The 12,452-nt window shown below is 67.1% G+C and carries 10 protein-coding genes; 3 read left to right on the top strand and 7 right to left on the bottom strand.

Annotated features, from left to right (window positions below; genetic code table 11):
• Positions 1 to 291: 291 nt before the first annotated feature.
• From ACAG24_RS13165 to ACAG24_RS13150, 4 genes are read right to left on the bottom strand one after another with little or no spacing between them, the layout of a single operon-like run.
• Positions 292 to 1,092 carry a tyrosine-protein phosphatase gene (locus ACAG24_RS13165; protein WP_370473494.1) on the bottom strand — a complete coding sequence of 267 codons (801 nt, stop codon included), beginning with the start codon at positions 1,090 to 1,092 and terminating at the stop codon, positions 292 to 294.
• A complete protein-coding gene (locus ACAG24_RS13160) occupies positions 1,092 to 2,318 on the bottom strand; it encodes an acyl-CoA dehydrogenase family protein (RefSeq protein ID WP_445206187.1) in 1,227 nt (408 codons plus the stop codon). Before ACAG24_RS13160 ends, ACAG24_RS13165 begins: the two co-directional genes overlap by 1 nt.
• A gap of 57 nt (positions 2,319 to 2,375) precedes the next feature.
• The gene (locus ACAG24_RS13155) at positions 2,376 to 3,050 is read right to left on the bottom strand and encodes a phosphodiesterase (RefSeq protein ID WP_370473493.1); all 675 of its coding nucleotides are present in this window, start codon (positions 3,048 to 3,050) and stop codon (positions 2,376 to 2,378) included.
• Between the two features lie 51 nt (positions 3,051 to 3,101).
• Positions 3,102 to 4,559 (bottom strand): aminotransferase class I/II-fold pyridoxal phosphate-dependent enzyme, encoded by a 1,458-nt coding sequence (locus ACAG24_RS13150; RefSeq protein ID WP_370473492.1) that lies wholly within the window; start codon positions 4,557 to 4,559, stop codon positions 3,102 to 3,104.
• Between the two features lie 75 nt (positions 4,560 to 4,634).
• Here ACAG24_RS13150 and ACAG24_RS13145 point away from each other — a divergent pair, with 75 nt between their 5' ends.
• Positions 4,635 to 6,143, top strand: a complete 1,509-nt coding sequence (locus ACAG24_RS13145; RefSeq protein ID WP_370473491.1) for an FAD-dependent oxidoreductase — start codon at positions 4,635 to 4,637, stop codon at positions 6,141 to 6,143.
• Here the strand turns inward: ACAG24_RS13145 and ACAG24_RS13140 are convergent, their stop codons facing one another.
• The 3 genes from ACAG24_RS13140 to ACAG24_RS13130 all read right to left on the bottom strand — a co-directional run bounded on the left by ACAG24_RS13140 (position 6,144) and on the right by ACAG24_RS13130 (position 10,227).
• Entirely contained in the window at positions 6,144 to 7,124 is a 981-nt protein-coding gene (locus ACAG24_RS13140) for a helix-turn-helix transcriptional regulator (protein WP_370473490.1), read from the bottom strand.
• Between the two features lie 123 nt (positions 7,125 to 7,247).
• Positions 7,248 to 8,687 (bottom strand): Re/Si-specific NAD(P)(+) transhydrogenase subunit beta, encoded by a 1,440-nt coding sequence (gene pntB / locus ACAG24_RS13135; protein WP_370473489.1) that lies wholly within the window; start codon positions 8,685 to 8,687, stop codon positions 7,248 to 7,250.
• Positions 8,688 to 8,691: 4 nt separating this feature from the next.
• On the bottom strand, positions 8,692 to 10,227 hold the full coding sequence (locus ACAG24_RS13130; RefSeq protein ID WP_370473488.1) for a Re/Si-specific NAD(P)(+) transhydrogenase subunit alpha: 1,536 nt from the start codon (positions 10,225 to 10,227) through the stop codon (positions 8,692 to 8,694).
• 191 nt (positions 10,228 to 10,418) lie between these two features.
• On the opposite strand from ACAG24_RS13130, the gene ACAG24_RS13125 reads away from it, so the two are divergent.
• Together ACAG24_RS13125 and ACAG24_RS13120 are read left to right on the top strand one after the other, a co-directional pair.
• Positions 10,419 to 11,507, top strand: coding sequence for an NAD(P)-dependent alcohol dehydrogenase (locus ACAG24_RS13125; protein WP_370473487.1), 1,089 nt, complete (start codon positions 10,419 to 10,421; stop codon positions 11,505 to 11,507).
• 65 nt (positions 11,508 to 11,572) lie between these two features.
• Positions 11,573 to 12,451, top strand: a complete 879-nt coding sequence (locus ACAG24_RS13120) for an ABC transporter permease (protein ID WP_370473486.1) — start codon at positions 11,573 to 11,575, stop codon at positions 12,449 to 12,451.
• Position 12,452: the final 1 nt, after the last annotated feature.

Genomic DNA, 12,452 nt, shown 5'->3' with positions numbered 1-12,452 from the left:
GCTGTGGCGGAAATCAGGCTCGGAAATCGCCGTGGCGTTACGCAACTAGCTGCGGGGTGGTGGGGCACCGAACTTGCGTGACGCTGTGGCGGAAATCAGGCTCGGAAATCGCCGTGGCGTTACGCAACTAGCTGCGGGGTGGTGGGGCACCGAACTTGCGTAACGCTGTGGCGGAAATCAGGCTCGGAAATCGCCGTGGCGTTACGCAACTGGCCTAGGGTGAGCGTGCGTGGAGATTTGCGTAACGCTGTGGCGGAAATCAGGCTCGGAAATCGCCGTGGCGTTACGCAATCAGCCGTTGAGGGCCTTGCGCAGGCGAGCGATGTCGTCGTCGGTGAGACCCGTCGCTTCGAGATAGCCCTTGAGAGAACCGAATTCGGAGTCCAGCGTGCGCCGGGCCGTGTCCAGGTACTCCTCGCGGACGCCGAGCACGGAGTCCGTGAGACGGGCCTCGGCGAGCTCCATGATCTCCGGAGCCTCGGCGGCCCTGGCCCGCACATTGGCGAGGATGCTTTCGCGCAGTTCCGGGACGGCGACGTTGCTCTGCAGGTAGTCAGCCATGATCGCGTCGCGGTCCACGCCGGCAGCCTCCAGCACAACGGCGATCGTGAAACCGGTGCGGTCCTTACCTGCGAAGCAGTGCGCCAGAACTCGCCGATCCGACCCCAGCAGCGTCACCACCTGGCGAACTGCCTTCTGCGCCAACGGAGCCGATGCGATACGCCCGTACTCCTCGGTCATGTACCGCGCCGCGGCGTCGGCGACCGCTTCATCGGCGGGCTTCTCGGTCATCATCCGCTGGAAGGCGTGCTCGTGTGGTGCCTCGTCGTCGGACGCGACCGTTTCCACGAACGGCAGGTGATGAATGTCGACACCCGAAGGGACAAGCCCCCGGCCGTGCTTCTCCAACTCCGGCAGTGAGCGAAGGTCGGCGACATCGGTGATGCCGTACCCGCTCATGGCCGCGCGTCCCGCGTCGTCGAGTTTCGAGAGCTCGCTGGCGCGAAAGAACCGGCCAGGCGCGATGCCGGTGTGTTCGGAGACGTCGCGGAAGTTCCACGCCCCCGAGAGCTCTCGGCCGGTGAAAGCCACTAGCCCGTCACCGCGGCCGCGAGAGCTGACTTCTCGCGGCCCAACTCGGCACGCGCGATGCTGCGGATGTGCACCTCGTCGGGACCGTCGAAGAGTCGCATCGCCCGGTGCCAGCCGTAGAGCCGCGCGAGCACCGTGTCGTCGCTGACGCCCGCCGCGCCGTGCACCTGGATGGCCCGGTCGAGCACGTTGCAGGCCATCTGCGGAGCGACGGCCTTGATCATCGCCACCTCGTTGCGGGCCTCTTTGTTGCCCTTCTTGTCGATGACCCACGCCGCCTTGTGGCACAACAGTCGCGCCTGGTCGATCTCGTTGCGCGACAACGCGACCTGTTGCTGCACCACACCCTGCTCGGCCAGCGGCTTGCCGAATGCGATGCGGTTGTTCGCCCGGTCCACCATCAACGCCAGCGCCCGCTCGGCGACCCCGATGGCGCGCATGCAGTGATGGATACGTCCGGGGCCCAACCGGGCCTGCGCAATCGCGAAGCCGGACCCTTCCTCGTGCAGCAGGTTCTTCGCCGGCACCCGCACGTCGTCGAAGCTGATCTCGCAGTGCCCGTGCTGGTCCTGCCAGCCGAACACCGGCAGCGACCGCTCGATGGACACCCCCGGCGTATCGGTGGGCACCAGGATCATCGACTGCTGCTGATGGCTGGCCGCATCGGGATTCGTGCGGCCCATCACGATCAGGATCTTGCAGCGGGGGTCGGCCGCGCCGGAAATCCACCACTTGCGGCCGTTGATGACGTAGTCGTCTCCGTCGCGCAGCATGGTCGTCTGGATGTTGCGGGCGTCCGACGAGGCCACAGCGGGCTCGGTCATCGCGAATGCGCTGCGGATCTCACCGGCCAGCAGTGGCTTGAGCCACTGCTCGCTCTGCTCGGGCGTGGCGAACAGGTGCAACGTCTCCATGTTCCCGGTATCGGGGGCGGCGCAGTTGGTGGCCTCGGGGGCGATCTCCATGCTCCAGCCGGTAAGCTCGGCCAGCGGCGCGTACTCCAGGTTCGTCAGGCCCGACTCCGACGGCAGGAACAGGTTCCACAGTCCGCGTTCTTTGGCCACCTTCTTGAGCTCCTCGACCACCGGCGGCACGGTGTGGTCCTTCGGCCCCTTCTCCTCGCGGTAGGCGTCGTAGGCCGCCTCGGCCGGGAAGACGTGCTCGACCATGAAATCGGTCAGCCGGTCGTAGTAGTCCTGGCCCTTGTCCGACATCGCGAAGTCCATGACCGCCACGATATGACATGTCTAAACAAGTGAGGTTCCCGGAGGTCCCCTGCCTGTTCAGGACTCCGCGCCACGCCCCTCTCGGCTGTTGTGGTACGCCGCACGGCGCAGCGAGGTCAGCCACCCGGGCAGCAGCGCCACATTGGTCCCGCTGCGCACCGTCGGGTCGAAGGGTTGGTCGCAGCCGGGCTCGTCGCCGCACAGTTCGCGGTCGAATGTCAAGGTGGCCAGCGGATGGAACGGCCCGATGCCGAACGCCTGCTCGACAGCGAATTCGATGGTGTCCGACGCGATGTGCTCGCGGATGGTGTCGAGTGACAGGCCGCCCCCTTCGAGGGTCGTCGTCATCGTGGCGCGCAACCAGAAGATGCCACTGGGATAGCCGAGGGGCATCAGAGTCGAATACTGTGCCGCGGCCCACGACCCGACGGGCCGTAGCGCAACGCGCGCCGCAGACGAGACCGTCAGGACATCCCACGGCTGGGAGCCGTCGGCGTCTTTCTGCATGCGCCATGCCAACCCGGCGAAATCCGGTAGTGAGCCGGGCGTTCCTGCGCCCTTCGAGATCCGCCCGACGACATCGCCGGACTCCAGCGGCAGCCCTTCGCCGGCCGGCGCCGTGCGTGTGACGGTGCCGCCGCACAGCACGCCCGTCGGATGGAAGAACCGCTTGTCGCGCAGCGCCGCTCCTGCGCGGACGGGCAACGTGGTCAGTTCCGAGATCGTCGTCATGGGCCCTGACTGCCCGGTCTCGGGGCGTTGAAACGACGCAGCGAGGGTGGGTCAGGCCACAACCCGGAAGCATTCCAGCGACGGGTCGGTCGCGTCGGGCAGGTTCATGCCGGCGGCCAGTCCGGAGCGTAGGTAGTTCACGACGGTGTCGTTGAGGCGCTCGCCGGGGATCGCGGCAGGAATGCCGGGTGGGTAGGGCGTGATCTGCTCGGCGCAGACACGTCCCACGGCGTCGGCGGCGGGCACCATCTCGGTCGGCCCGAAGAACGCGTCGCGGGGCAGCAGCACCGTTTCCAGCTGGAGCTCGTCGGGCCCGGGAAGGTGGATGGCCGAAGGACGGTCGAAATCCTCGGCTGCTTCTCGCCACGCGTGCAGTGCGTCGAGCAGCCGCTGCGCGCTGTCCCCGTCGTCGGCGGTGGACATCGTGGCGAGGATGCGCCGGTGATCACTCATGCCGACATCGATGCGGCAGTGTTCGCGCAGCCAGTCGTTGGCCTGATATCCGGAGGTGCCGGTCGCCGACACGTCGAGAAGCACCTGCAGCCGGTCCAGGTCGTGGGAGGCCTGCTCGCCGAGCAGCTCGTCCTCCATGACGTCGACCTGCGGGATCTCCGCGAGGGATGCACGCACCGACGACGCCAGGTGCAGGGCGTCTCCCAGCAGCGATTCGCCCCGCTCGACCATCTGCCGTCGCCAGCCGTCGATCGCCGAGTAGACGAGAACGTTGGGGCTGGTCGTCATCAACAGGTCGGCACACGCGCTCAACCGGTCGCGGTCGATCAGATCGCCCTGCACGTGGAACACCGAGCCCTGCTCGAAGCCCATGCCCATCTTGTGCACGCTGACCACGCAGACGTCGGCGCCCCCGTCCATCGCCCACGTCGGCAGGTCCTGGTGGAAGGGCAGGTGAGCGCCCCACGCCTCGTCGACGATGAGCGGCTTCCCGCGGCGATGGCAGATCTCGGCGATGCCGCTGAGGTCGGCGCACGTGCCGTACGGGCTCGGGCTGACGACCAACGCGCCATCGGCATCAGGATGGCGCTGCCAGGCCTCCTCGACCTGCTGCGGGGACGGAGGATGCGACAGGTGGCGGACCGGATCCCACTGCGGGGTGATCCAGCGCGGTTGCAGACCGCCGAAGATCAGACCCGCCACGATCGATTTGTGGCTGTCCCGGGTGACCAGGAGGCCGTCGCCTCCGCCGGCCACCGCCATCATCGCGGCCTTCACCGACAGTGAGCTGCCGCAGGTGGAGAAGAATGCGTACTCGGCGCCCACCGCATCGGCCATGAGCTCCTCGGCGCGCGAGAGATGGCCGCCCCGGGACCGGCGGTCATCGAGCCCGCCGCTGGCCAGCACGTCGTCGCGGAACGGCTCGATGCCGAGTACGTCTACGACCCGCTGGTCGACGCCTCGGCCCTGCCGGTGCCCGGGAGGGGTGAATCCGTATCGGCCCTGCCGGTGATAGTCGGCGAGCGCCTCGAGCAGTGGTGCCTGTGACTGGTCCACGCCGCAGGCGTTCCCGCTGCTGCCGACCGCAAACAGCGGCGTTTGGCGCGTTCGGCACCGGGTAAACCGCGCGCCATGGCTTCACTGTGGACCGACGGTCGAACCGAAACTGCTTCGCGCCCAGACGAGGTGGCCGACCAACGGACCGCCGACGTGGTCGTGGTCGGCGCCGGCATCACCGGATTGACCACCGCGCTCCTGCTGGCCCGTGCGGGCAAGAAGGTGGTCGTCGTCGAGGCGCGCCATGTCGGCGCATGCGCGACGGGAAACACGACCGGAAAAGTCAGCGTGCTGCAGGGCAGCAAGCTGGCGAACATCGCATCCAAGCACGGCACCTCGACGCTGCGCGCCTACATCACCGGAAACACCGAGGGCCGTGACTGGCTTCTGAGATATTGCGACGACCACGGTGTGAGCGTCCAGCGCGAGGACGACCACGCCTACGCCCAGAACGCCAAGGGTCTCGGTACGACCAGGCAGATCCTGTCGGCGTGCAGGGAAGCGGAACTCGATGCCCTCTGGGTCGACGAAGCCGACGTGCCGTTCCCGTTCGCAGGCGGGGTGCGCCTGCGAGATCAGGCACAGATCGATCCGATGCCGTACCTGTCGAGCCTGGTGACCGAACTCGAAAGGCACGGCGGCACACTGCTTCAGGGAGTGCGCGCCACGGCGGTCTCCGGGACCCGCCCCGTCACCGTCAAGCTAAGAATGACTGCAGACTCCCAGGACACCCGCGACGACCAGTTCGCAATCACCGCCCAGCGATGCGTGCTGGCAACGGGCATACCGGTTCTCGACCGCGGGTTCTTCTTCGCCAGGGCCGAGCCGATGCGTTCGTATTGCCTGGCTTTCGACGTACCGGGCGACATCACCCGGTCCATGTACATCTCCGTCGACTCGCCCAGCCGCTCGGTGCGGTACGCGCCGACTCCGACGGGCGACAAGCTGATCGTCGGCGGCGCGGGACATCCTGTGGGCAGGTCCGACCATCCCAAGGGTGCCGTCGACGAGTTGGCGCGGTGGGCCACGCTGCACTTCCCGGGCGCCCAGCAGACCCACTTCTGGTCGGCACAGGATTACCACCCCGCCGACGAGTTGCCTTACGTGGGCCCGCTACTGCCGAAAATGGAAAACATCCTGGTGGCAACGGGATTCGACAAATGGGGGATGACTAACGGGGTCGCCGCGGCGCTGGCGCTGTCGTCGCGCATCCTCGGCGGCCGGATGGACTGGGCGGAGGCGTTCGCGAGCTGGAGTCCGCATGAGCTCAGCGGGATTCCGACTGCGCTGCAGATGAACTTCGAAGTCGGGCTGCACCTGGCCAAGGGTTGGGTGGCCCCCGCGACGACACCGTCGCAGACCCCCGACGAGGGCCAGGGCCGGGTCAGTGGTCCGCCGTGGCGGCTCCGCGCGACCAGCGTCGTCGACGGAGTCGAGCGCACCGTGTCGCCGGTGTGCCCCCACCTGGGCGGCATTGTCGACTGGAACGACGCCGACAAGGCGTGGGAATGCCCGCTGCACGGGTCGCGTTTCGCTCCCGACGGCGAACTGCTCGAAGGACCGGCAACCCGCGGTCTGCGCTGATCAGTTCCTCAAAGTGTCAGAAGGATTGCGGCCGTAAGTCTTTCGATACATGGACGCGAAACGTCCGGTGTGCCCGAATCCCCAACGCGCTGAGACGATCTGAATTGTCGTCGTGGACGGGTCCGAAGTGACCAGTTCGCGGTGCGCGTGGTCCAGCCGCACCCGGCGCAGGTACTCCATCGGCGTGATGTCCAGATGCCTGCGGAACATGTACTGCAGGGCACGAGGAGTGATGTGCACGCTCGCGGCGATGTCGGCGAGCGCGATGTCCTCTTCCACGTTGCCTTCGATGTAGGCGATGGCGCGCCGCAGCAGCGGTGGCTTGCTGTCGACCCGGTCACGCGAGGTGGGCTCGGTCATCACATTGGTCGGCAGTGCCTCGATGACGACGGCAGCGAGCATGGACGCGGTAGTGGACGCCACCAGCGGGGTCGGCTCCGCGCCATCGGCGTGGACGACGGTGCGCACGTATTCGATGGCGGCGTCGAGCCGTTTCTGCGCCTGCTCCGATACCGGACGGTGACCGAGCAGGCGCACGTTGCCCTCGGCGCCGGCTTCCTCGGGCGTCGCGACCCGGTCGAGCAAGGCGGCATCGAACATCGTCAGGTCGTAGTTCGATCGGCACACGCGACCCGAGTAGGGCAGGTCGGGTTGTGTCAGCAGCGTCACGTCTCCCGGCTCGAAGACGTCCTGGCCCTGGCCGATGAAGTTCTCCTCGATGCGTCCCGTGTGCACCCGGCAGAGGCAGACCCGTTGAAGCGGATCCGCGTCGTAGGACATGTGGAAGTCCAGTTCGATCTCATCGAAACTGATCGGTCCGAGCCAACGCCGATCGATGCGTGCGGAAGCGCTTTCCCCTTCGCCTGCGGCGATGGTCATCTTCGTGTAAGTGCGTACGAGGAACTCCTCGGTTTCTCCGAGGTCGTTGCTGTCGAAAGAGAAGTTGTCGCCTGTGGGCAGTGGCGACGGCGCTGATTGCATGCTGCTACCCGCTGTGGTCCGCGGCTACAGGGCACTGGCTCGACCCCCGAGCCGTCCACAATACCGGGCCGGGCAGTTGCTGAGCGAGCAATCCCCCGGGGGCCACATCGCCCCCAACCGGTTCTAGACCTTTTCGCCGACCGACAGTGCCGCGTTGATCGCATCGACGCGGTCCTTCGCGTCACCGAACAGCATCTGGGTGTTCTCGCGGAAGAACAACGGGTTCTGTACACCGGCGTAGCCGGAGGCCATCGAGCGCTTGAACACGATGACGTTGTCGGCGTTCCACACCGTCAGCACCGGCATACCGGCGATCGGGCTCCCGGGATCCTCCGAGGCGGCGGGGTTCACGGTGTCGTTGGCGCCGATGACGAGCACGACGGAGGTGCCGTCGAAGTCGTCGTTGATCTCGTCCATCTCCAGCACGATGTCGTAGGGCACCTTGGCTTCGGCGAGCAACACGTTCATGTGACCGGGCAGGCGGCCGGCGACGGGGTGGATGCCGAAGCGGACCTCGACGCCGCGCTCGCGCAGCTTGCGGGTCAGGTCGGCCACCCCGTACTGCGCCTGAGCCACAGCCATGCCGTAGCCGGGGGTGATGATGACCGAGGTGGCGCCCGCGAGGAGTTCGGCCGCACCCTCGGCGGTGATCTCGCGGTGCTCGCCGTAGTCCTTGTCCTCGGCAGGCCCTGCCTCGATGCCGAAACCGCCTGCGATGACGGAGATGAACGACCGGTTCATCGCCTTGCACATGATGTAGGACAGGTAGGCACCGGAGGAGCCCACGAGTGCTCCGGTGATGATGAGCAGGTCGTTGCCCAGCAGGAAGCCCGAAGCCGCTGCGGCCCAACCGGAGTAGCTGTTGAGCATCGACACGACGACGGGCATGTCACCACCGCCGATCGAGGCCACCAGGTGCCAGCCGAGCAGCAGCGCCAGTACGGTGACGACGATCAGCAGCCACAGCTGTGGATCGATGACGAACCACACTGTCAGCGCGGCGAAAACCACCAGCGCACCGACATTGAGGAAGTTCTTGCCGGGCAACATCATCGGTGCGGACTTCATCCTGGCCGACAGCTTCAGATTGGCCACGACAGAGCCGGTGAAGGTGACCGCCCCGATGAAGACGCCGATGACGACCTCGGCCGAATGGATGCCCAGCATCCCCTCGTTCGCCAGCTGCGCGGCTTCCGCGCCGGCGGCATCGCCTTCGACGTGCAGGTAACCGTTCCAGCCCACCAGCACGGCGGCCAGGCCGACGAAGCTGTGCAGCAACGCGATCAGCTCGGGCATGCCCGTCATCTCGACGATCTTGGCACGCCACAACCCGATTGCCGCGCCGATGACCATCGCGACGATCAGCAGCACCAGACCCAGGGGCTCGATGTGGCGGGCCAGCGCCAGCGCGATCGTCGCGACCAGCGCGACGGCCATCCCGGCGATACCGAAACTGTTTCCCGCACGGGAGGTTTCGTGCTTGGACAACCCGGCCAGGGCCAGAATGAACAGCAGTGCGGCGACGACGTAGGCGGCGGTGGCCGCGGTCTCCAGTGTGAACATGTTCCTAGCTCCTCGAGAACATCGCGAGCATGCGTCGCGTGACCGCGAAGCCGCCGAAGACGTTGATGCTGGCCAGCAGAATCGCTGCGAAAGCCAGCGACGTCACGATGATGTCGCCGTGCCCTATCTGCAGCAGCGCGCCGACGACGATGATGCCGGAGATGGCGTTGGTCACCGACATCAGCGGGGTGTGGAGTGCGTGGTGCACGTTGCCGATCACGTAGTAGCCGATGACGATCGCCAGCGCGAAGACCGTCAGGTGCACCTGCAGGGCGGCCGGTGAGAGCGCGATCAACGCGAAAAGCGCTGCCGCGACGGCGAACGTGATGCCCAACCGGCGGCCCATCGTCATCGGCGCCTTGGCGGGCGTGGCCTGCACCGGCGCCGCTGCGGCCTTGGCCGCAGGTGCCGCCGACACCTGCACCGGCGGCGGCGGCCAGGTGATCTCACCGTCGCGCACGACGGTGACCGAGCGTTGCACGACGTCGTCAAAGTCGAGGGTCAGCTGACCGTCCTTCTCCGGCGTCAACAGCTTCAACAGGTTGACCAGGTTGGTGCCGTAGAGCTGTGACGCCGTCGCGGGCAGGCGACCGGCCAGATCGGTGTAGCCGATGATCGTCACGCCGTGGTCGGTGACGACCTTCTGATCCTTGACCGTGCCTTCGATGTTGCCGCCGTTGGCCGCAGCCATGTCGACGAGCACGCTGCCCGGCTTCATCGAGGCCACCATGTCGGCCGTGATGATGCGCGGGGCGGGCTTACCCGGGATCAGCGCGGTGGTGATGATGATGTCGACGTCTTCGGCCAGCTCGGCGTACAGCGCCGCCTCCCGGGCCTTGTAGTCCTCACCCATCTCCTTGGCGTATCCGGTGGCCGAGACCTCGCCGGCGTTCGGATCGACCGAGACGTACTCGCCGCCCAGCGAGCGGACCTGATCGGCGACCTCGGGGCGTGGGTCGGTGGCCTTCACGATGGCACCGAGGCTGCCTGCGGCGCCGATCGCCGCCAGACCAGCGACACCAGCGCCCACGACGAGCACCTTGGCCGGCGGCACCTTGCCCGCGGCGGTCACCTGGCCGGTGAAGAACCGGCCGAACTCGTGGGCTGCCTCGACGACGGCGCGGTAGCCGGCAATGTTGGCCATCGACGACAGCACGTCTAGCGACTGGGCGCGAGAGATGCGCGGCACCGCGTCCATCGCCAGCACCGTGATCGGGCGCGTCGCCAGCTTCTCGACGAGCTCGGGCCGCAGCGCGGGGGAGATCAGGCCGACCAGGGTCGTGCCGTCCTTCAGCTGCGCGATCTCGGCGTCGTCGGGGGCGTTCACCTTGAGTACGACATCGGCGGAGAGTGCCTCTTCGCGACTGCCGACATTGGCGCCCGCCTCGGCGTAGGCCGCATCTGCGAAGCTCGACGCGGCTCCGGCCCCGGATTCCACGACTACCTCGTAGCCGAGCTTGATGAGCTGGCCGACCGTCTGCGGGGTCGCGGCCACCCGCGTCTCCCCAGGTAGGGACTCTCTCGGTATCCCGATGATCATCGATGTCAGTCCGATCTAAGTGTCGCTCACGGCGCATGGAAAAGGTCAGTGTAAGAGTTCCTGCTACCGCCGGTCGCGTTCTGTAGCTCGGCTAGACAATTTGCGTGACGGATCGGTTCGCGACTGTAAACCCACGGGCGACCGCGACGATGTCGAACTTGACGGGCGTCAAGCGGGCGTTACGGTAGCGCATGCCCGAAACCACCGCGGTGTTGTCGTACGCACAAGGGGATCCGTTCGTCGTCGCCGATGTCAGGGTCGACGAACCGCGAGGTGACGAGATCCTGGTACGCATCGAGGCAGCCGGGATCTGTCACACCGATCTGGTCAATCGCGTTGCGGGAAACCAGGATCGGCCCGTTCTGCTCGGCCACGAAGGGGCAGGGACCGTCGAGGCGGTCGGCCCGCAGGTGCACGGCGTGAAGCCGGGGGATCGCGTGGTGCTGTCGTTCCGGTCGTGCGGCGTCTGCGTCAACTGTGCGGACCAGCGCCCGACATACTGCCGAAATGCGGCGAGGCTGAACAACTTCGGCGCGCGTAACGACCGTACGCCACGGGTTACTGTCGGTGGCCGGCCTGTGCTCGACGGTTTCTTCGGTCAGTCCAGCCTCGCCGGCTACGCCCTCGCGAGTCCGGACAACACCGTGGTGGTCGGGCCAGATGTCGATCCGGTCATCGCGGCGCCGATGGGTTGCGGATTCCAGACCGGGGCGGGCGCGGTGTTGAACCTGCTGAGACCGCGCCCCGCAAGCACACTGGCCGTATTCGGCGCCGGCGCAGTCGGTTTGGCGGGCGTGCTGGCCGCGCTGGCGGCAGATGTGGAGACCGTCATCGTGGTGGAACCGTCGGCGCAGCGGCGCGCGCTCGCCGAAAGCCTGGGTGTGCGAGCCGCTTTCGATCCAACGCAAGATCCGGTAGCCGGGATCCGCGAGATCACCGGCGGAGGGGTGGACTACGCCCTGGACACCACGGGCAGTCCGAACGTGCTCGCCGACGCGGTGAAATCACTTGCGGTCGGGGGTACCGCTGTCGCGGTCGGCCTCGGTGCCGGAGTACCCCCGATCGATCTGCGCGATCTCGTCATGCGGGGCAAGAGCGTGCACGGATGCCTGGAAGGCGACTCCGTGCCTTCGGTTTTCATCCCGCAGCTGCTGGCCATGCACGCCGAGGGGCGCTTTCCCGTCGACCGGCTCGTCACGTCCTTCGCCCATGGCGACGTCGAGGCCGCCCTGACCGCACAGCACACCGGTGACGTCGTCAAACCGGTGCTCACGTGGTGATCCGACTTTTGCTCGTGCTGATCGCAGCTATTCCCCGATCATGACGCATCCGTCAATGTCTGCCGGTGTCCGTTTTCGCCGATATCGCACCCGGCTCCGACTCTGACGCCCGTTCCCCGGCGCCGGGCCCCGACGCGCGTCGAGCACAGAACCGCTGGCGGGGCCTGCTGACCACGGTGGCGCTGCCGCTGCTGTCGGTCGTGATCTTCGGCCTCGTGTGGCAGGCCGCCGCCGCCAGCGGGATCTGGAACCAGACCTTTGTGCCGTACCCGGCGACGGTGTGGAACGCGTTCATCGACGTCTCGACCACCGACGACGGTGTCCGCGGGTACGCGGGCTACCTGCTGTGGGAGCACCTCTACATGACGTTGCGTCGGGTGCTCGCCGGCGTCGTGATCGGGGTTGTGCTCGGCGTGGCACTCGGACTTCTGATGGGCTCCGTCGGCTGGGTCCGCAGCGTCCTCGAACCCTGGCTGACGTTTCTACGGGCGCTGCCCCCGCTGGCCTACTTCTTCCTGCTCGTGATCTGGCTGGGCATCGACGAGGCACCCAAGGTGACGCTGCTCGCGCTTGCCGCGCTGCCGCCCGCCGCCGTCGCGACCACCGCCGCGGTCGTCGCCGCGCCCGTCGGGCTGCAGGAGGCGGCGCGGGCGCTGGGTGCTTCGCGACGTGACGTCATCCGTGACGTCGTCGTCCCGTCGGCGCTACCGGAGACGTTCACCGGCATCCGGCTCGCCGTCGGCATGGCCTACTCGTCGGTCGTGGCCGCCGAGCTGTTCAACGGCATTCCCGGAATCGGCGGATTGGTCAAGGACGCAAGCAATTACAACAACACGCCCGTCGTGCTGGTGGGCATCTTCGCGATCGGTTTCTCGGGTCTGGTCATCGACTCACTGCTGCGTTCGATCGAACGCCGCAGTGTCCCCTGGATTGGAAAGGTTTAGG

It is taken from the genome of Mycobacterium bulgaricum, from assembly GCF_041287165.2.
Classification (GTDB): Bacteria; Actinomycetota; Actinomycetes; order Mycobacteriales; family Mycobacteriaceae; genus Mycobacterium; species Mycobacterium bulgaricum.
This window is presented reverse-complemented; position numbering and strand designations above follow the sequence as displayed.